Genomic DNA, 18,667 nt, shown 5'->3' with positions numbered 1-18,667 from the left:
GTCACGGTATGACCGCACCAGCCGAACCCGGCCTTCCCGCGCTGACGGTGTCGCCCGGAGACGTGGCCACGACGACCCTGACGGTACGCAACGAGACGGATATCGTTGAGGCGTACTCGCTGGAAGTGGTCGGGGAGTGCGCCGCGTGGACGACGGTCGAGCCGGCCCGCCTCTCGCTCTTTCCGGGGACGTCCGAGACGGTGACGATACGCCTCGCGCCGGCCCGCTCCCACGAGGTGCGGGCGGGCGAGTTCCCGCTCGGCATCCGGGTGCTGCCCGCCGAGCGCCCCGAGCTGGTGACCGTGCCCGAGACCACCGTCACCGTGACGCCGTTCCGGGAGCTGCGCACCGCGCTCGCCCCCCGGCGCCGCCGGGGCTGGCTCCGCGCCCGCTACCGGACGTCGGTGCGCAACCTCGGGAACACGGCGGCCGTCGTGACGTTCGCCCCGGCCCAGCCCGGTGAGGAGCTGCGCTTCGGATTCACCCCGGAGCGGCTGCGGCTCGCACCGGGCGAGTCCGCCGAGACCCGGTTGCGGGTCCGCGCGCGCAAGTTGATCTGGTTCGGCAAGTCGGCCACCTGGCCCTTCGAGGTCACCGTCGGCCAGGAGGGCGAGGCCACCAAGCCGGACGGCCCGCAGCCGCCCGACCGGCAGCACGTACTGGAGGGCGAGTTCGTCCAGCACGCCCTGCTGCCCAAGTGGCTGCTCGCGCTGCTCGCGGCGCTGATCGCGCTGCTGCTGGCCTGGCTCACGCTGGTCCGGCCGGCGGTGCGCAGCTCCGCGAAGCAGGCCGCCGACGAGGCCGTCCAGCAGAAGGCCGCCTCGTTCACCCCGGCCCCCGCCCCGGTCCCGACCCCGCCGGCCCCCGGGGCGACCCCGAGCGGCCAGGGCCAGCCGGGGGGTGCGACGGGCGGCGGCTCCGGCGGCGGTTCGGGCGGCGGCTCCGGTCGGTCGGTGCCGGGGACGGAGCAGCAGTTCTCCACCACGGTCGACGTGACCACCAACACCGGCGGCTCCGCGGTGGGCGCCTACCGGGTGGACCACGGCAAGGTCTTCCGCATCACCGACATCGTCGCCGCCAACTTCCAGGGCGACCAGGGGCTGTTGACCATCAAGTTCGGCGAGCAGACGATCACGACCATCGCCTTGGAGACCTTCCGGAACCAGGACTATCACTGGGTGACTCCCATCGAGGTCCCCGAGGACCAGACCGTGACGGCGAGCGTGGTCTGCCAGCAGCCGGGCACGCCCGCCTCGGGGAAGCAGGCCAGCCAGTGCCACGAACTGCTGAACGTCAGTGGGCAGTTGAGCGATATCAAGCGCTGAAGCCGCACTTCTCCCCCACTTCTCGTTCACACCATGCACCTGCCAACGGAGCGCAGCCCCACCTGCGCTTTTCAGAACCCTACCGGCGAGTTTCAGAAGTCGTTTCTAACACCAACCCGGTCTCGATGGGACAGAGAGTGACGTGAGCGACACTCACCCGGAAGCCTGGCGGGCCCATCGGGCCCGCCAGGACCGGACTCTCGCCCGAACGGGCAAACGGCATGGCCCGTTCATACAGTGAAACGTGCCCCTTCGTCCATGCCTGACACCTCGTCAACCGCCCTCCGCGCAGGCCGGATCACCGACCGGGCGGTCGGTCGGAAACGGGCGAACAGCCCGTCCAGGTGCCGGTCGAGGGCCGTCAGCACGTCGGCCGGCCCGAACCCTGGGACGGCGTCCGCGAGGCGGCGCACTTCGGCCCGACCCCGCCGCAGTCCGGGCCGACGGCCGTGAGCCCGGCCGAGGGTCGCGGCCGACGCCCGCACTGAGCAGCCGGACCCCGCAGGAGATGTCGAAGCCGACCCCGCCGGGCGAGATCACACCGCCCCGCTCAGACGTCCACCGTCACCCGGCAGGTCCAGCCGTCCGGGCCGGCGCGCAGGTCCAGGTCGTGCAGCGAGACGGCCTTCGGCACGGCGCCGACCAGGGCCGCGGTGGCGGCGTCCGCCATCCGGAAGCGGACCTCGACCGTCCGGGCGCCGTCCAGGCCGCGGATCGGGCCGAGCGCCAGCCCGGCGGGGAGTTCGCCGTCGGCGTCCATCCGGTAGACGACCTCCTCCAGGACGCCCGCGAGCAGGTCCACGTCGCTCGCCGCGAGGACGGTGCAGCCGCGCTCGCCGACGATCCGCGCGCCGGAGAGGTCCGCGAAGCCGCCCACGACGGCGTGCACCAGCTCGCCGATGCAGCCCTCGGCCGTCGGCGCCCAGGCCTCCACCCGCAGGTCCGCCGTGTGCGGCACGGTCCGGTGGCCGCTGCCGGCACGCCCCGCAGGTCCGTGACCGTCCACGAGCGACGCCTCCCGCCCCCGTTGCCGTTCCCCCTCCAGCCTCGTCCCGTGGGGTGCCCGGAGGCAACCGCAGTAACCTCCGGACGCTTCAGCCGCGGACCGAGGCGAGGTAGGCGGCGGTCAGGTCGGGGGTGGCCAGCCAGGCGGCGTGGTCGCTCGGCTCCGCGTAGGTGTTGGCGAGCCGGCGGGCCACCGTCTCGTGCTCGGCGGCGGCCGCGAACACGCCCTGCACGTGATCCGGCACGGTGAGCATCGCGGCGGTGAACTCGACCGCGTGCCGCGCGTGTTGCCGCCAGAAGCACTCGGCGGTGCGGCACATCCAGTCCGCGGTGTAGGGGGCGTCGCCGTGCTCGACGATCGCCCGCAGGTACGCCTGCGCCGCCCGCGCGGCGCTGTTGGCGCCCTGGCCGGCGATCGGGTCGTTCACCACCACCGCGTCGCCGAGGCCGAGCACGTGGACGGCGTCGACGCCGGTGCCCAGCTCCGCCACCGGCCGCCGCACCACCGGGGTGACGGCGCCGGACAGGCCGGCCCCGGCGTCGGTCGGCTCGGCGTCCGCCCACAGCTCCGCCTCCCACGGCAGGTGCTCGCGCAACAGGGCGCGGATCCGGGCCAGTTGGGCGGCGGGCGGCGGGGCGTCACCGAACACGTCCAGCGGCCCGCCGGGCAGCGCCTCCCACAGCAGGATCGCGCACGGACCGGAGAGGGTCAGGGCCGGTTGCAGGTACAGCTCGCCCAGGCCGGGCAGCGCGTGCATCCGCGCCCGCGGCTCGGTGGCCGGATCCGGCGAGCCCACCCCGTGGACGTACAGGCAGGACAGCGCCCGCTGCGGCCGGTCGAACGGCGAGCGGGCGGCGTCGCGCTCGAAGACCCCGGCCAGTTCGCCGCGCCCGGCCGCGACCACCGTCAGCTCGTGCCGGCGCGCGAGCTCGCGCAGGCCGTCCCGGTCCAGCGAGCGGTACTCGACCCGGCCGCCGCGCTCCGCCAGCAGTTCCAGCCAGCGCGCCAGTTTCAGCCGCTGGTCCACCGACTGGGCGGGCTCGTCGAGCGTCATGGTGAACTCCAGTGCCCGCACCCCGGGCGGCACGGCGAGCACCGACCGGACGGCGCGGACCGTCGGCGCCTCGCCCGCCCACAGGTCCAGCCCGGCCGCCGCCTCGGTCCGCAGCGCCGGGCCGAACATCGCCTGTGTGGACAGCACCCGCCCGCCGCGCACCTGCTCGGGGGTGCGCTCGGCGACCAGCGTCACCCGGTAGCCGGCGGCCGCCAGCCCCAGCGCGAGCTGCAGGCCGGCCTGGCCCGCTCCGACGACGGCGATCCGGCGCATGGCGGCCTCCAGGGTGGACGATCTCGGCTGACGGCGCCGGCCGCGGCACGGCTGACGGCCCGTCACGCAGGCACAGTAGCCGAGCCGCCGGGGTGCGTCACCGGGGCCGGGCGGGCCCGGCCGCTCCGGCGCGGCCGGCTCAGCCGCGCAGGTGCGCGGTGAGCACCTCGACCACGGCCGCGGTCTGGTCCGCCACGTAGAAGTGCCCGCCGGGGAAGACCCGCAGGTCGAAACCGCCGGTGGTGTGCCGGTCCCACTGGGCGGCCTGGTCGACCGTGGCGTTCTGGTCGGTCTCCCCCACCAGCGCGGTGATCGGCTGCGGCACGGTCGCCTCCGGCGCGCAGCGGTACGTCTCGATGGCGGTGTAGTCGGCCCGCAGCGCCGGCAGGATCAGCTCGCGCAGCGCCGGAATGGTGAGGACACGCTCGTCCGTCCCGCCGAGGCGGGCGATCGTGTCGAGCAGCCCGTCGTCGGGCAGCCGGTAGACGGCGGTCTCCCGGGGCAGCGAGGGCGCGCGGCCCGCCGAGACGAACAGCCGCTCGGGCCCCGGGAGGCCGTCACGGGCGAAGCAGCGGGCGGTCTCGAAGGCGACGGCCGCGCCCATGCTGTGCCCGAAGAAGGTCAGCGGCCGGTCCGTCCACTCGCGCAGCTCCCGGTAGAGCTGCTCGGCGAGCTCCAGCACCGAGTCGATCGCCGGTTCGGCGAAGCGGTTCTGACGGCCCGGGTACTGGACGGTGAGCACGTCGGCGTAGGGCGCGAGCGCGTTGGCGTACTCCATGTAGTAACTGGCGGAGCCGCCCGCGTGCGGGAAGATCACGATCCGGGCTGGGGCGGAGTCGGACGGACTGAAGCGGCGGAACCACGGGTTGTCGACGGCGGCACTGCTGGACATGCGGATGCGGACCTCTCTCCGTGACGGACTCTGCTGCCCCCAGTCTCGCAGGGCTCCGACCGCTACGGGCCCGAAACCGGGCGGTTCGACGATCTTGAGGCCCCGTCGGCGAGTGGCGGCGATCTGACGGCGATCTGTCAGCGATCTGCCGGTCAGGCCTGTGATCGTGGGGCTGTCGGCGGCGCCGCGGCCCCGAATCGCGGATGGCCCGGCGGCCCCGAATACGCCAGGAGGTCACCAGCATGTCGTCCACAACCCGCAACCGGCCATGGGATGTTCACCGGCCGTCGGCCGCCGCCGGGAGGAGCGTCCTGGTCACCGGGGGCAACGCCGGCATCGGCTACTTCGTCGCCGAGCAGCTCGCCGGTGCCGGCGCCGTGGTCGTGCTCGGCAGCCGGGACGCCGGTCGGGCCGGGGCCGCCGTGGTGTCGATCCGTTCCCGCGTCCCCGGCGCCCTGGTGCGTCACCTCCCGCTGGACCTCGCCGACCTGCCGTCCCTGCGGGCCGCCGTGGACGGGCTCGCCCTCGATCACCTCGACGCGGTCGTCCACAACGCCGGGGTCGCGCTGGACGATCCGCCGCGGCGCGAGACCAGGGCCGGGCACGAGCTGATGTTCGGGACCAACCACCTCGGGCACGTCGCGCTCACCCGGTGGCTGGCCCCCCTGCTGGCGGCCGCGCCGGCGGGCCGCATCGTGACGGTCGGCAGCTTCGCGGCCCGCTCGGAGCGGCTGGACCTCGACGATCTCCAGTCGGCCGTGGACTACCGGCCCAAACGCGCCTACGGCCGCTCGAAACTGGCACAGATGACCTTCGGCTTCGAACTCGACCGACGCCTTCGCGCCGCCGGCAGCACCGTGCTCAGCCTGGTGGCGCACCCCGGCGGGGCACTCGACTCCCTCACCCCGTCCCGCCCGACGGTCCACGCGCGGACCGTCGGCGAAGGGCTGCGCGGCCTGCCGGCCGGGCTCCTCCTCCAGGGCAAGGACCACGGCGCGTGGCCGATCGTCCGGGCCGTCCTCGACCCGCAGGCGCAGGGCGGCCAGCTCTGGGGCCCCCGCGTCTTCGGCCTGCGCGGCGCCCCCCGCCTCGAACCCGCCCAGCCCCACCTGACCGACCGCGCCGTCGCCGAACACCTGTGGGACGCCAGCTGCCGACTGGCGGCCGTGGACCCCGACCTCGGGCTCCTCTGACCACCGCTCCGGCCAGGGGCCGCCCGCGCCACACAGCGCCCCTGCCGCCACCACGGCAGGGGCGACGCCGGAGGCCTCAACCCGCCGTCCCGAAGCGGACGGCTGTGGCGCGGGAGCGGGAGGCGGTGTCGAGGAGCAGGACGGAGGCCGCTTCCGGGGCCGGCGTCGGCGCGCCGGACCGGGTGTGCCGGGTGAAGGCGGCGAGCAGCCGGTCCAGGCCCCGGCGGTGGCGGGCGAAGACCCGGGCGGAGGCGTGGCGGCCCCGGGCGCGCTGGCCGTCCAGCGCGGTGGCGGCACCGACGTCGAGCAGCACCAGGTGCAGTCGGCGGCCCTGCCGGGCGGCCTCGCGGGCGAGCCAGCGGCGCATCCAGGCCCGGCTGCCGCAGTCGTGCACCAGCAGGGGCCCGCCGCGCCGCACGGCGGAGCGCAGCAGCCGGACGTGCTCCAGCCGGGCCCAGGGCCGGTAGACCGCGTACGGCAGGCGCGCGGGCATGATCGCCTCGCAGGCCTCGTGCACGGCGCGCGGGTCGACGGTCGGCACCGCCCCCGCCGCGGACCAGCGCCGCAGCAGCGTGCTCTTGCCCGCGCCCGGCAGGCCCGACACGACCACGACGGCGTCGGGCGGGTAGCCCACGGTGAACGCCGCCCCGGCCGCGCCCCGCAGGTCGAGGACGCCGTGCGGCCGCTCCTCGGCCCCCTGCCCGCCCGGCGCCTCGGCCGTGCCCGTGCTGGTGCCCACGTGTCTCCCCGTCCCTGTCCCCGTCCTTGCCCGACCGGGAACCCTAACAATTCCCGGCCGCTCCCCCGCGTCCAGCGGTCGCCGTCGCAGGTACGGCACCCTCCCGGTCCGGCCGCTGTCCGGCGCCCCCGGCCCGCTGCACGGCCACCGGCGGGCAGCCGCGGCGGCGGCCGCTGCACGCGGGATCCCCCGCATCACTCCGCCGCCGCGCCCGCCCTAAGCTGACGTCCCATCAGACAGGAGGCCGCAGCATGGCGGAGTCGGGGCCGACGTACACCGGGCTGGTGTTGGCGGGGCTGGAGCGGGATCCCGGGCGGGTGGCGATCCGCTGGGGGGAGGAGGCGCTGACCGCCCGGGAGTGCCTGGACGGGGTGTACCGGACGGCCCGGGCGCTGGCCGGTGCCGGGCTCGGGCGCGGGGACGGGGTGACGGTGCTGGCCGGGAACCGGCCGGAGGCGGTGCTGGTGCGGTTGGCCGCGAACCTGCTGGGGTGCCGGGTGGCGATGCCGCATCCGGACGGCCCGGTCGGGGAGTCGGTGGCGCTGGCCGGGTTCGCCGGGACGTCGGCGCTGGTCTTCGATCCGGCCCGCTGTCGGGCCGCCGCCGAGGGGATCGCGCGGGCGCTGCCCTCGGCGGGCCTGTTCGCGCTGGGGCCGTCGGCGCTCGGGGTGGACCTGTCGGCGGCGGCCGCGTCCTGCTCGCCGGAGCCGCTGGCCCCGCGGTTCCGCCCGGAGGACGTGATGGCGGTGCGGTTCACCGGCGGGACGACGGGACGGCCCAAGGGGGTGCTGCGCCGGTTCGCCCGGCCGCCGCGGCCGCAGCTGCTGTCCGGTGCGACGTTCCTGCTCTGTACGGAGCTGTGCCACGGCGGCGGTACGACCGCGGACCTGGCGCTGGCGGCGGGCGGCACGGTGGTGTTGCAGGAGGGCTTCGCCGCCGAGGCGGTGCTGGCGGCGATCGAGCGGTTCCGGGTGTCCCGGGTGTACCTGCCGCCGCACCTGCTCTACCGCGTGCTGGACCATCCGCTGCTGCCCTCGACCGACACCGGCAGCCTGCGCCGCGTCACGTACACCGGCTGTCCGCCGTCGCCGCGCCGGTTGGCGGAGGCGACGCGGCGGCTGGGCCGGGTGCTGCACCAGACGTACAGCCTGACGGAGTGCGGGCCGGTGACCCGGCTGGGCCCGGACGAACACCTGGACCCGCGGCTGCTGGCGACGGCCGGGCGCCCGTTCCCGGACACCGGGGTGCGGATCGTGGACGAGGACGGCACGGTGCTGCCGCCGGGCCGGACCGGGGAGATCTGCGTCCGCACCCCGACGGCGATGGTCGGCTACTGGCGCGACCCCGAGCTGACCGCCCGGGTGCTGCGGGACGGCTGGCTGCACACCGGCGATCTGGGCAGCCTGGACGCGGCCGGCTATCTGACGGTGGCCGGGCGCCGCCCGATGGCGATCGTGGACGGGCACAACGTGTTCCCCCGGGACGTCGAGGAGCCGCTGCGCGCGCACCCGGAGGTGCGGGAGGCGGTGATGTTCGCGACGGCCGGTACGGACCGGCTGGAGCGGGTGCACGCGGCGGTGGTCACCGGGCCGGGGTCGCGGGCGACGGCGGAGGAACTGCGCCGCTGGGCCCGGGAGCGCGTCGGGCCGCGGTGTGCTCCGGACTCCGTCCTGGTGCTGCCGGGGATTCCGCTGACCGGGGCGGGGAAGCCGGACCTCGACGCACTGCGGGCGTTGGCCACGTCCCCGGAGGGACGGGCCACCACCCCCACAGGGGCGCGCGAGGGAGTGTGACGCGCCCCACAGATGCTTCGAGCGCCCGCGCGGGCGACCTCTCGCGCGGCGGGCGACGGGAAGAACCGCCTGTGGACACTCGACCGTGCGGGCCGAACTGCCGATACAACCCCGGCGGCATTCCTCCGCACCGTCCCCAGGAGGCACTTCCTTGACCTGGCTACGCGTCCTGACCGCACTCGGAATCCTCGCCGTCGCGGCCAGTGCCGTGCTCGTCTTCGCCCTCTGCACCGCCACCGCCCGGGGTGAGCGCGCCGGCGAGGACGCACCCGACCCGCGCACGGACGCCGAAGGCAGCGGACTCTTCCAGCGGATGGGCGGCGACAGCTGACGAACGCGCGGGCCGGCGACGGCCGGCCCGCGCGACGGCCGACGCCCACCCGCCCCCTCAGTGCCCGGCGATGTCGTCCGGACGGACCTCGATGTGGTCGGCCGCGAGGTCGACCGCCACCCGGTGCTCCATCCCGAGCGCCTCCAGGAACTTGACCGGCAGCTGCACCCGCCCGGTGCGGTCCAGCATCACGTACTCGCGCTCGTTGACCGACTCCTCGCCGTGCTCGTCCGTGACGGTGCGGCGCAGCACCTCGCTGCTGGTTCGGCCGTCCCGGATGGCGACGGTGCGGCGGACCTCGCCCGCGACCATCGGGTCGTGGGTGACGATGACGACGGTGGCACCGAGTTCGCGGTTGACGGTGCGGAAGGATTCGAAGATCACCCCGGCGGTCTCGGAGTCCAGTTCGCCGGTGGGCTCGTCGGCGAGCAGCACCGGCGGGTTGTTGGCCATCGCCACCGCGATGGCGACCCGCTGCTGCTGGCCGCCGGAGAGCTGGTCGGGGCGGCGGTGGGCGAGTTCGCCGATCTCCAGCGCCTCCATCAGCTCGGCCACCCGGTCGGCCTGCTGCTTGGCCCGGCCGGCGCCGGACCGGCGCCCGCGCAGCTGCATCGGCAGGGCGATGTTCTCGGCGGCGGTGAGGAAGGGCAGCAGGTTGCGGGCGGTCTGCTGCCAGATGAAGCCGACCACCTCCCGCCGGTAGCGCAGCCGTTCCCGGGCGGACATCTCCAGCAGGTCGCAGCCGGCCACGGTGGCGCTTCCGGCGGTCGGCACGTCGAGCCCGGCCAGGATGGTCAGCAGGGTGGACTTGCCGCTGCCGGAGGCGCCGACCAGGCCGACCAGGTCGCCCTGCTGGATGGTCAGCTCCAGGCCCTGCAACGCCTGGACCTCGACGCCCTCGGCACTGAAGATCCGCACCAGCCGGTCGCAGACGATGGCCGCGCCCTCCCCGTACGCCTTGGGCGAGGCGGCGGCGAGTGCCCGCTGCTGGAGCTCCTGCAGGCTGGGCGCCTCGGCGACCGTCTGCCCCTGGGGGGTGCTGTTCACCGCTCGTCTCCTGTCTTGACTGTCCTAGAGGTCCTAGAGGTCCTGAAGGTGCTGACGGTCCTGAAAATCTCGACGACCTTGACGGTCTCCACCGTTCCGGCGGCCGGCGCCGGAGTCACGGCCCGTACCGCTCCTCCCGCCCTCACCGCTGGTCCCCCGCCCGCAGTTCGGTGGCGATCTGGCGCCGGCCGGCGACCAGCGTCTCCAGCACCACCCCGAGGCAGACCAGCAGGGCCAGGCCCGCGGTGGGCAGCAGCACCGGCAGCAGGACCGGGGCCAGCACGTCGCCGACGTTGGCGCCGACCAGCGCCGACAGGTCGAAGGCGGGCCCGAGCAGTCCGACCGCCGCGAGCGCGACCAGCCCGCCGCCGACGGCCGCCACCAGGGCCTGCGGCAGCGTCTCGGTGACGATCAGCGCCAGCCCCTGCCGGGGCCGCAGGCCCATGGTGCGCAGCCGGGCGAGCAGGGCCGTGCGCTCGGGGGCGGCCCGGACCAGCGTCAGCAGCACGGCGAGCAGGGCGAACCCGGCCCCGGCGGCGCCCGCGTACCAGAACAGCCGCTCGGCGGAGTGCTGCAGCGGGTCGGCGGCGAGCAGGGCGGCCGCCTCCTGGCTGCTGCGCACCGTGTACCCGGGGGGCAGCCCGTGGCTGCCCTTGCCCGCAGCCGCGGCCTCGTCCCCGATCAGCTTGGCGAGGCCCGTCGCGCCGGTCAGGCCCCGTTCCAGGAGCAGCCCCCTGACCTGCCCGGCGTCGACGTCGCCGACGGAGAGCCACTTGTTCGTCCGCTTGAGCTCCGGCAGGCGCTCGGAGGCGGGCCCGACCGGCACGACCATGAACGGCTTGCCGGGGTCCGGCAGGGCGGGGGTGCCGGCGACGATCCCGGCGACCGTGGTGCGCAGTTCGCCCCCGTTGGGTGTGCGCAGCCGGGGCGGGCCGCCGGCCAGCTCCTTGGACAGGCCGGTGCTGAACAGCGCCGGGACCGGGGTGTCCGGGCCGCCTGGGGTGCCGGCGAGCAGGGCCGGGTCGAACTCGCCCACCCCGAAGGTCCGGGCGATCTCGGCGTAGGCCTTCGGTTCGGCCACCACCAGGATGGCCGAGGTGGAGTCCTGGTCGGCGCCGATCAGGTGGGCCCCGGGCTCGACCCAGACCCCGGTCGCGGCCCGCACGCCCGGCAGTTCGGCGGCGGCCGTGGTGAACGTCTCCGGCAGGGTCGCGTAGACCGGGACGGAGACGGAGGCGTCGCCGCCGGTCGCGATCCGGGCGGCGCGCATCCGGACGCTGTCCACGGTGTCGAGCACGGTGGCCCCGAAGCCGGTCGTGGTGACGGCGATCACCAGGGCGAGCAGCGGCAGCGCGGACGGCCGCCGGCGGCCCGAGGTGTCACGGGCGGAGCGGGCCAGCCCGAGGAAGCCGATCAGCCCGCGGCCGCGCCCGGCGAGGGCGGCCAGCCAACCGACCACCACCGGCTGGATCCGGGCCAGCAGCAGGCCTCCGGTGAGGGCGAGCATCAGCGGGGCGGCCACCAGCAGCGGGTCCAGGCCGTTGCCGGGGGCGACGCCGCGCCGGCGGACCTCGGCCACGGCCGCGGCGGTGACGGCCAGGACGGCGAGCTCGCCGACGAGCCGGCGCCAGCCGGCGACGGCCTTCGGCGGGGACAGCAGCGCGGCGGCCCGGGCCGGGAAGGCCAGCACGGCGATCAGGGTCGCCGCCAGGGCGACGAGCACCGCGTTGCCCCACCGGGGGGCGGGCAGCAGGACCAGCGCGAGTGCCGTCCCGAGCAGGGCGGCGGGCAGCACGGTCGCCGCGCCTTCGCCGAGCAGGCGCAGCAGGATGCCGCCGCGCGAGCCGCCGCGGGCCTGGAGCAGCCGGAGTTCGGCGGTGCGCCGGTCCGCGGTGAGGGCCGCCGCGAGGCACAGCACCACGACGGCCACCCCCGCCGCCCCCGCCGGGCCGATCGCGGCCAGCGGCGCGGCGGCGTTGTAGCGGACGGTGGCCCGGGTGAAGACGTCGGGCAGGAGTGAGGAGACGTGCAGGTCCGGGCGGTGGGTCGCGTCCGCGAGGGCGGTGGCGCCGCGCCCGACCAGGTAGGAGCCGACGACGTCGCGGGTCCCGGCCAGTTGGTCGGCCCGCAGGGCACCGGGGTCGACGGGCAGTCGCCAGAAGTCCTGGCCGCCCTTGCCCCAGACGATCAGCTGGGGCAGGCTGCCGTCGCCGACGAAGCCGGTGGTCTTCCACCGGAGCTCCGAGCCCTGGCCGTCCATGCAGGCGCGGGCCGGGCAGCCGACGTCTTCCCACCGCGGGTCGTCGGGGTTGTTGACGCGGTAGAAGCCGACCACGGTGGACCGGGTCTGTCCGGTCATGTCGCTGCCGTTGTCGATGACGTCGCCGAGCTTGACGCCGATGGTCTCGCCGGCCTTCTGGTTGATGACGATCGGCAGCGGCGCGCCCTCGGCCGCGGGGCCCGGCCAGACGCCGTCGGTGAGGGTCACGGCGTCGCCGAGGCCGTTCAGGTACATCAGGCTGAGCACCGGCGGGTGGTCGGAGAGTCGGGCGTAGCCCTTGTTCAGCATGTCGCGCGAGGCCTTGGCCCGGCTGCCGTAGAGCTGGCCGGTCTGGGTGAGCGGCAGGTCCCGGCCGACCTCCGCGGTCAGCTTCCGCTGCACGGCGTCGAGGTCGGAGGCGGTCTCGCTCAGGCTCGGCTGCGCCGTGACCTGCAGGCTGGTCGCGTTGACGCCCAGTTGGCGCACGAAGTCCTGCAGGGCGCTGTCCGCGCCCCGGTCGACGACGCGCGGGAAGGCCGCCGCCATGAACACGGTGACGAAGGCGAGCGTCGCCGTGAGCAGGGCGGCCAGCGGCGTCGCGCGCAGCCGGGTGCGGACCCAGGGCGCGGGACGGCGCGCGGGCACGGGGGCGGGTTCGGGGGTGGGCACGGTGGTGCCGGCCTTGGTGGTCACATCTCCTCCACGTGGCGCAGCCGGGCGGCCACGTCTCGACGGCGGCGTCCGATCAGGAAGGCCGACAACAGGGGAACGACGGCGATCGCGGCCGTGAGCAGCAGGGCCTGGCCGAGCGGCAGCTCGATCAGCGCCTCGGGCGTCGGGCGGCGGGCGGCCGGCGTCAGCACGACGAACGGCACGATCAGGTGGACGAGCAGGGTGCCGAGGCCCAGCCCGACGGCCCCGCCGAGGGCGACCAGGAGGGCCTGTTCGGCGGCCATGGTGCGGGTCACCTGCTTGCGGCGGGCGCCCAGGGCGAGCAGCAGGGCGGAGTCCCGGGAGCGTTCGCGGGCGGAGGCGGCCACGGCGGCGCCGAAGCCGATCGCGGCGAGCACCCCGGTGACGACCGCGATGACCATCAGGGCGCTCTGCGGGGCGGCGCCGACCGGGTCGCTGAGGAGGTCCTCCGCGACCTCCTCATAGAGCTGGACGTCCTGGGCACCGGGAGCGGCGCGCAGGGCGGCGGCGGCCTCGGCGGGGGTCCGGTCGCCGGGGCCGGTGGCGGGCAGCCACCACTCGGCGCGGCTGGGCAGTTCGCCGCCCTGTGCCGCCACCAGGCGGGCCGTGGTGGCGAGGTCCACCATGAGGGCGGTGGGCCCGGCCGCCGGCAGGGCCTCGACCGCGGCGGTGACCTCGACCGGCAGGACGGTCCCGGCCAGCGGCACCTGGATGGTGTCGCCGACCGAGGCGCTGACGGCCTTCAGGTAGTCGCGGGTGGCGACGCCGGGCACGGTGGCGGGCGCCTTCGTCCCGGCCGGGCTGAGGACGGCGCGGAGCATGTCCCCCATGCCGTTGGCGAAGCGGTAGCGGATGCTGAACAGGCGGTCGGCACCGATCGGTTCGGATCCGAGGGCGGCGGCCGGCCCGGGTACGACGTCCCCGGTCGCCCGGACGGCGGGCGCCGTCGCCGTCCAGCCGAAGCCGGCCGGCACCTGGACGGCGGTCGCGGGGCCGTCGGCGCTGTCGGAGGCGGACAGCCGGTGGACGGTCAGCTCACCGTCGGACCGGTCGCCGAAGGAGGCGATCACGCCGACCACGGTCAGCGGCGCGGCGGCCGAGCCGAGCGGGGCGTCGACCAGCGTGGTCAGCGAGGCCGAGACCTTGGCGTCGCCGTTCAGCGGGAGCGTGCCGAACGAGACCTTGTGGACCATGCCGAAGCGGTCGCGCAGCAGCAGCCGGGCCTCCGGGTGGCGCGACGGCACCGTCGTGCCGTTGGGCAGCGCGGCCCCCTGGTCCGGCTGGTGGACGGTGACCTCGGCGTCGATCCGCAGCGGGTGGCCGGGCAGTTCCAGGCCGGCCTGCGGCCCGGTGGGGGCGGGCTCGGCGAGCGACCCGAACAGGTCCTCGCGGCTGCGCCCGGCGAGCAGGTCGGAGCGGACCGGGACGCGCTCGGCGAAGGCGGCGGTGTCCACGGCGAGCAGTTGACCCCTGCCGTTGGGCAGGGCCTGGTCCTCGCGCACGAGCGGGACCAGACGGTCGCCGCCGGGCAGCGCGCCGTAGCGGCCGCCCTGGCCCATCAGGGAGTTGTGCGAGGCGGAGATGCGCAGGCCGCCGAGCGTACTGAAGGCGGCCTGGTCCCGCTGGGAGGTGGTCCAGGTGGCGTGCTGGCCGAGCGCCAGCACGCCGGTGGCCACGGCCATCACGAGCAGCAGCACGGGGCCGGTGGCGCGGGCGGGCCGACGGGCCAGCTGCCAGCCGACCAGGGCCGGGCCGAGGCCGCGACCGCGGGCGGCCACCCGGGCGCCGAGCCGGGCGGCGAGCGGCAGCACGCGCAGCACCACCAGGGTGCCGGCGCAGAGCGCCAGGGTCGGGGTGGCGACCAGCAGCAGGTCCACGCCGAGCCGGCCGGAGGAGTCGGTGGACAGCCCGCCGCCGTACTGGCTGAGCTGCTGGTAGGCGAGGGCGGCCACGGCGAGCACGGCGAGGTCGCCGCCGTTGCGCGCGATGCCGGAGACCAGGGCCTGGCGGCGGCCGGAGCGGCTGCGCAGGGCGGCTCCGGCGCCGCGCACCAGGCTGGGCAGGCTGGCGAGCAGGACGCAGGCGAAGGCGCAGAGCACGGCGATCGGCCAGAGCGACCAGCTGACGCCGGTGTTCAGGGGCACCGGGTGGTCGCTCCCGAGTCCCGCCAGGGCGCGGACCAGGAACGGGGTCAGCAGGGGCGCCAGCAGCGCGGCGGGCAGTGCGAGCAGCAGCGACTCCAGCGCGGTGAAGGAGCCGAGCCGGGCGCCGGAGGCGCCGCGGGCGGCGAGCAGTTCGTTCTCGGCCGTCTGCCGGGTCGCGATCAGGTTGACCACCAGCAACAGGGCCGCGACGGCGAGCACGGTCAGTTGCAGGGCGCCGATCAGCAGGGTGGACCGGGCGACCATCATGCTGGAGGACAACTCGCGTATGACGTCGGGCAGTTCGGTCCGTGCGCTGAGACTGGCGCGGGACTGCAGGTCGTCGGTGAGGCCCTGGGCGCGGTTGCCCATGGCCTCCGCCTCGGACTGTCCGACGCCCGCGAAGTCGGCGTCGAGCAGCCAGCTGCGGCTGCTCTGCACCAGCCCGGCGGTGGTGAACGCGCTCTGGTCGACCAGCATCGGGCCGTAGGTGGTGAAGCCGCCGACCTCGACCTCGTGGCCGCCGACCGGGTCGATGCGCCAGTACGCGTCGGTCGGGTCGACGGCCCGGTAGACGCCGGTGACGCGGACGGTCAGCGGCTTGCCGTCCAGGCGGTCCGCCACCTGCACGTCGGCGGGCAGGGCCTGGTCGGTGAGGCCGAGCCGGGCCAGCATGGTCTGCGGGACGGCGACCTGCGGGGCCGCGGCCTGGACCGGGCCGGAGGCCGCGGCGGGCCACGCCCCGGCGAGCAGGCGGGTCCGGTCGTGGTCGAGGTCGGCGAGGACCGTCAGGTCGGGCTGGGCCCCGGGCCCGCGGCCCGCGGCCGCGGGGGCGCCGGCGCTGCCACTGGTGCCGCTGGTGCCGGTGCCGCCCGGCAGGCCGTAGGAGCGGCTGCGCAGCAGGCTGTCGGTGTGCACGGGCAGGTCACCGAAGAGCCTGCCGCGGTAGGCGGCGAGCTCCGCCTCGTCCTTCGCACGCTGGTCGAGCCCGTGTTCGGCGGTCACGACGACCGTGGTCCGGGCATGTCCTGGCCCCTGGAGCGCCTGCCGCAGGCCGGCCTCGCCGACACTGCGGTTGAACGCCACCAGCGCGGTCAGCACGGCCGTGGTGATCAGTACTGCGAGCAGCACGGCGGCAGCCAGCGGCAGTCGCCCGCGCAGTCGGCGCACGACGAAGCCGAGCATCAAGTTCCTCCCCGGTCTTTACGTCCCCAGGTCGCGTCCCAGCCCTGTTCACAGATCCAATTCCGACACAACTCGGTCACGAATGGACACACTTAGGGCACATCAACGCAATGATCACCGGCATTTGATCACCGGATAGCGGACGACTCTGTCAGATCAGGTCCAGGAACGGAAGGGACTTGCGCTAACAAGTAAGTAATGAGCAAATTCCTTGCATTGGCAGCACCCGCACTCCGGGCGCCCGCCAGAATGCCATGAACATTTCATAAGTCAGGCTCCACAGCACGTCTTTGGGAACGCGGACCCGCACCTCGGAAAATGCCGCCCGAAACCGTGAACCCGTGGCGCCACCCGTCCGTAGACACTGGGTAGACACACACAGGGGGAAGCCTCAATGACGCAGCCTCAGGCCACCGCCACCGCCACCATCACCGGCGCCCCGATGGTGGCCGTGACCGACCTCCGGCGCAGCTTCGGCACCGGCGAGCGGGCCGTGCACGCACTGCGCGGCGTCTCCTTCTCGATCGAGCGCGGCGAACTCACCGCGCTCAAGGGCCGGTCCGGCTCCGGCAAGACCACCCTGCTCAACCTGGTCGGCGGCCTGGACGCCCCGACCGGCGGCAGCATCGCCCTGGACGGCACCGACCTCGCCGAGCTGGACGAGGACGGCCGGCTCGCCCTGCGGCGGGAACGGATCGGCTTCATCTTCCAGTCGTTCGGGCTGATCCCGATGCTCACCGCCGCCGAGAACGTCGGCGTGCCGATGCGGCTGCGCAAGGTCTCGGCCGCCGAACGCGAGGAACGCGCGCACACCCTGCTGGCCCTGGTCGGCCTCGCGGACCACGCCAACCAGCGGCCCGGCGAGCTCTCCGGCGGCCAGCAGCAGCGCGTCGCCATCGCCCGCGCGCTCGCCAACGAGCCCGGCCTGATCATCGCCGACGAGCCCACCGGCCAGCTGGACTCGGAGACCGGCCGCTCGATCATGCAGCTGCTGCGCGCCGTCGTCCGCAGCGAGGGCGTCACCGTGCTGGTCGCCACCCACGACCCGACGCTGATGGGACTCGCCGACCGGGTGATCGAGCTGCGTGACGGGCGGATCGTCGAGGAGGAGGCGGCCGGACAGACCGCGTAGGGGCGTGCCCGGGTGCTCCGCCCGACCGGGTGGGAGCACCCGGGCACGGACGGCGGACCGGGAGCCGTCCCGCGAAGCCCGTCCCGCGAAGCCTTCCCGCCAGCCCGTTCAGAACGCCTTGAGGGCCGCCTCGCAGGCTCGGCACCGCCGGGTGCGCTGGGACGGCGGGTACCACGGCTCGCCGGGCCCGGCCGGGCGGTAGGGCTCCCGTTCGAGGCCCGCGGTGTCAAGGCCGCAGAAGGTCACCGGCCCCGGATCCTCCGGCACGTCCGGATCCGCCGCCGCCGCGTGCACCCAGCGCACCCGCGCGCTCACGTCGACCTCGCCGGCGTCCAGCACTTCCGTGGACGGCTCCAGTTCGACCAACACGACCACTCCGCTCATACCTCGACCCTGCGCCCCTGCGGCGGCTCGCGCATCCGGTGGCGGGCTCCCTCCTGCTGGTCAGGCCTCGGGGAGGGTGATCGACTGGGCGTGGTGGAAGACCTCCACCCCGTCCCAGTACGCCTTGGTGCGCTGCAACCGCGGGTAGTTCCCCTTGTAGTAGAGCCGCTGGTAGGCCGGGTCCGGCTGGTCGGCCGTGCCCAGGTCGACAACGCTGTGCTCGGCCATGAAGGCGCCGAAGTTGCGCACCAGGGTCTCGAAGTCGTCGGGCCGCTCCACCAGTTCGGCCCAGGGCCAGGCGACGCTGCTGAGCCAGACCCGGGGCGGCGGCTCCGGCACGCCCGCCGCGAAGTGGTAGCGCAGCACCACCCCGAAGTTCCCGCCGCCGCCCCCGGTGTGGGCCCAGAAGAGGTCCGCCTCCGGGGAACCCTCGTCGTCGTCGCGGTGCGCCTCGGTCACCACGGCGGTGCCGCCCCGCACGGTGACCACGTCGACCTGGACCAGGTGGTCCACGGTGAGCCCGTGCCGCCGGGAGAGCAGGCCGAACCCGCCGCCGCAGATGTGCCCGCCCGCGCCGACCGAGTAGCAGGACCCGGCCGGCAGCGTCACCGCGTACATGCGGAAGAGCGTGGTGTAGACGTCCCAGTTGGTGGCCCCGCCCTCCACGCAGTACGTCGGGTGGCCGAACTTGTCCGTGGCGGCGGCGACACCGCGCATCGTGCTGAGGTCGAGGATGACGCCCCGGTCGTTGTCGACGAAGCCCTCGTAGCAGTGCCCGCCGCCACGGACGGTCGGCCGCAGCCCGCGGTCCAGCGCCCGGTTCAACTCGCCGACGGCGTCGGCCTCGTTGCCCACCAGACGGATGTGGGCGGGGCTGCTGCGCCAGCGCTGGTTGAAGCCCTGGCTGAGCGTCCGGTAGCGGGGATCGCCCGGCAGGACCGACCGCCCCTCCGGCGGCTCCCGGCGCGCCCCGGCCGCCGCCGCCGTGCCCGCCGTGCCCGTCGAGCCGGCGGAGACCCCGGCCGCCGCCGCACCGGCGGTGCCCAGGAATCCCCGCCGGGAGAATGCGCCCCGCATGCCCCGACCTCACTTTCTCGGCGATGGGAGAAGCCGGCGGCGGCACGCTAATACTCCAGCTGTAGATCACGATCATGCTTGGGTCGCGGCTTGGCGTCTGTAGTGACTGGCCTGGGAACGGGCTTGATGACGACGTCTCCAG

General features: G+C 75.2%; 14 protein-coding genes. 5 read left to right on the top strand and 9 right to left on the bottom strand.

All coding sequences use genetic code 11. From position 1 onward, the window contains the following. Positions 1 to 8 precede the first annotated feature (8 nt). Entirely contained in the window at positions 9 to 1,325 is a 1,317-nt protein-coding gene (locus tag ACIPLC_RS25105) for a hydrolytic protein (protein ID WP_400475262.1), read from the top strand. A 550-nt stretch (positions 1,326 to 1,875) separates the two neighbouring features. Here the strand turns inward: ACIPLC_RS25105 and ACIPLC_RS25100 are convergent. From ACIPLC_RS25100 to ACIPLC_RS25090, 3 genes are all read right to left on the bottom strand, one after another. Next, positions 1,876 to 2,331 carry an archease gene (locus ACIPLC_RS25100; protein ID WP_400475261.1) on the bottom strand — a complete coding sequence of 152 codons (456 nt, stop codon included), beginning with the start codon at positions 2,329 to 2,331 and terminating at the stop codon, positions 1,876 to 1,878. Positions 2,332 to 2,419: 88 nt separating this feature from the next. Then, a complete protein-coding gene (locus tag ACIPLC_RS25095) occupies positions 2,420 to 3,658 on the bottom strand; it encodes a styrene monooxygenase/indole monooxygenase family protein (protein WP_400475260.1) in 1,239 nt (412 codons plus the stop codon). A gap of 139 nt (positions 3,659 to 3,797) precedes the next feature. Continuing rightward, entirely contained in the window at positions 3,798 to 4,550 is a 753-nt protein-coding gene (locus ACIPLC_RS25090) for a thioesterase II family protein (RefSeq protein WP_400475259.1), read from the bottom strand. Positions 4,551 to 4,792: 242 nt separating this feature from the next. Between ACIPLC_RS25090 and ACIPLC_RS25085 the strand changes: the two genes are divergently transcribed. Next, the gene (locus ACIPLC_RS25085) at positions 4,793 to 5,743 is read left to right on the top strand and encodes an SDR family NAD(P)-dependent oxidoreductase (protein WP_400475258.1); all 951 of its coding nucleotides are present in this window, start codon (positions 4,793 to 4,795) and stop codon (positions 5,741 to 5,743) included. A 76-nt stretch (positions 5,744 to 5,819) separates the two neighbouring features. Here ACIPLC_RS25085 and ACIPLC_RS25080 read toward each other — a convergent pair whose 3' ends face one another. Continuing rightward, positions 5,820 to 6,482 carry an AAA family ATPase gene (locus tag ACIPLC_RS25080; protein ID WP_400475257.1) on the bottom strand — a complete coding sequence of 221 codons (663 nt, stop codon included), beginning with the start codon at positions 6,480 to 6,482 and terminating at the stop codon, positions 5,820 to 5,822. Between the two features lie 251 nt (positions 6,483 to 6,733). Between ACIPLC_RS25080 and ACIPLC_RS25075 the strand changes: the two genes are divergently transcribed. Both ACIPLC_RS25075 and ACIPLC_RS25070 read left to right on the top strand, forming a co-directional pair. Then, positions 6,734 to 8,275: an AMP-binding protein gene (locus tag ACIPLC_RS25075; RefSeq protein WP_400475256.1), complete on the top strand. Its 1,542-nt coding sequence runs from the start codon at positions 6,734 to 6,736 to the stop codon at positions 8,273 to 8,275. Between the two features lie 151 nt (positions 8,276 to 8,426). Then, positions 8,427 to 8,606 carry a hypothetical protein gene (locus ACIPLC_RS25070; protein WP_400475255.1) on the top strand — a complete coding sequence of 60 codons (180 nt, stop codon included), beginning with the start codon at positions 8,427 to 8,429 and terminating at the stop codon, positions 8,604 to 8,606. A gap of 57 nt (positions 8,607 to 8,663) precedes the next feature. Here the strand turns inward: ACIPLC_RS25070 and ACIPLC_RS25065 are convergent, their stop codons facing one another. The 3 genes from ACIPLC_RS25065 to ACIPLC_RS25055 all read right to left on the bottom strand — a co-directional run bounded on the left by ACIPLC_RS25065 (position 8,664) and on the right by ACIPLC_RS25055 (position 15,932). Continuing rightward, a complete protein-coding gene (locus tag ACIPLC_RS25065; protein WP_400475254.1) occupies positions 8,664 to 9,653 on the bottom strand; it encodes an ABC transporter ATP-binding protein in 990 nt (329 codons plus the stop codon). A 142-nt stretch (positions 9,654 to 9,795) separates the two neighbouring features. Further along, positions 9,796 to 12,606, bottom strand: coding sequence for a hypothetical protein (locus ACIPLC_RS25060; protein WP_400475253.1), 2,811 nt, complete (start codon positions 12,604 to 12,606; stop codon positions 9,796 to 9,798). Further along, complete coding sequence (locus ACIPLC_RS25055; protein ID WP_400475252.1) at positions 12,603 to 15,932, bottom strand: FtsX-like permease family protein; 3,330 nt, start codon at positions 15,930 to 15,932, stop codon at positions 12,603 to 12,605. The genes ACIPLC_RS25060 and ACIPLC_RS25055 overlap by 4 nt, the downstream gene beginning before the upstream one ends. A 394-nt stretch (positions 15,933 to 16,326) precedes the next feature. Here ACIPLC_RS25055 and ACIPLC_RS25050 point away from each other — a divergent pair, with 394 nt between their 5' ends. Beyond that, positions 16,327 to 17,064 (top strand): ABC transporter ATP-binding protein, encoded by a 738-nt coding sequence (locus ACIPLC_RS25050; RefSeq protein ID WP_400475251.1) that lies wholly within the window; start codon positions 16,327 to 16,329, stop codon positions 17,062 to 17,064. A gap of 108 nt (positions 17,065 to 17,172) precedes the next feature. Here the strand turns inward: ACIPLC_RS25050 and ACIPLC_RS25045 are convergent, their stop codons facing one another. Continuing rightward, positions 17,173 to 17,448 (bottom strand): hypothetical protein, encoded by a 276-nt coding sequence (locus tag ACIPLC_RS25045; protein WP_400475250.1) that lies wholly within the window; start codon positions 17,446 to 17,448, stop codon positions 17,173 to 17,175. A 60-nt stretch (positions 17,449 to 17,508) separates the two neighbouring features. Continuing rightward, the gene (locus ACIPLC_RS25040; protein ID WP_400475249.1) at positions 17,509 to 18,525 is read right to left on the bottom strand and encodes an FAD-binding protein; all 1,017 of its coding nucleotides are present in this window, start codon (positions 18,523 to 18,525) and stop codon (positions 17,509 to 17,511) included. Between the last annotated feature and the right edge of the window lie 142 nt (positions 18,526 to 18,667).

Origin of the sequence: Kitasatospora sp. NPDC086801, assembly GCF_044745805.1 — a bacterium.
Lineage (GTDB): Bacteria > Actinomycetota > Actinomycetes > Streptomycetales > Streptomycetaceae > Kitasatospora.
Note: the sequence above shows the minus strand (reverse complement) of the source record. Positions and strands in the feature narration are given on the sequence as shown.

Coding starts and splice junctions, on each gene's coding strand:
- ACIPLC_RS25105 (WP_400475262.1), top strand. CDS start 9: ATGACCGCACCAGCCGAACCCGGCCTTCCCGCGCTGACGGTGTCGCCC.
- ACIPLC_RS25095 (WP_400475260.1), bottom strand. CDS start 3,658: ATGCGCCGGATCGCCGTCGTCGGAGCGGGCCAGGCCGGCCTGCAGCTC.
- ACIPLC_RS25090 (WP_400475259.1), bottom strand. CDS start 4,550: ATGTCCAGCAGTGCCGCCGTCGACAACCCGTGGTTCCGCCGCTTCAGT.
- ACIPLC_RS25085 (WP_400475258.1), top strand. CDS start 4,793: ATGTCGTCCACAACCCGCAACCGGCCATGGGATGTTCACCGGCCGTCG.
- ACIPLC_RS25075 (WP_400475256.1), top strand. CDS start 6,734: ATGGCGGAGTCGGGGCCGACGTACACCGGGCTGGTGTTGGCGGGGCTG.
- ACIPLC_RS25055 (WP_400475252.1), bottom strand. CDS start 15,932: ATGCTCGGCTTCGTCGTGCGCCGACTGCGCGGGCGACTGCCGCTGGCT.
- ACIPLC_RS25050 (WP_400475251.1), top strand. CDS start 16,327: ATGACGCAGCCTCAGGCCACCGCCACCGCCACCATCACCGGCGCCCCG.
- ACIPLC_RS25045 (WP_400475250.1), bottom strand. CDS start 17,448: ATGAGCGGAGTGGTCGTGTTGGTCGAACTGGAGCCGTCCACGGAAGTG.
- ACIPLC_RS25040 (WP_400475249.1), bottom strand. CDS start 18,525: ATGCGGGGCGCATTCTCCCGGCGGGGATTCCTGGGCACCGCCGGTGCG.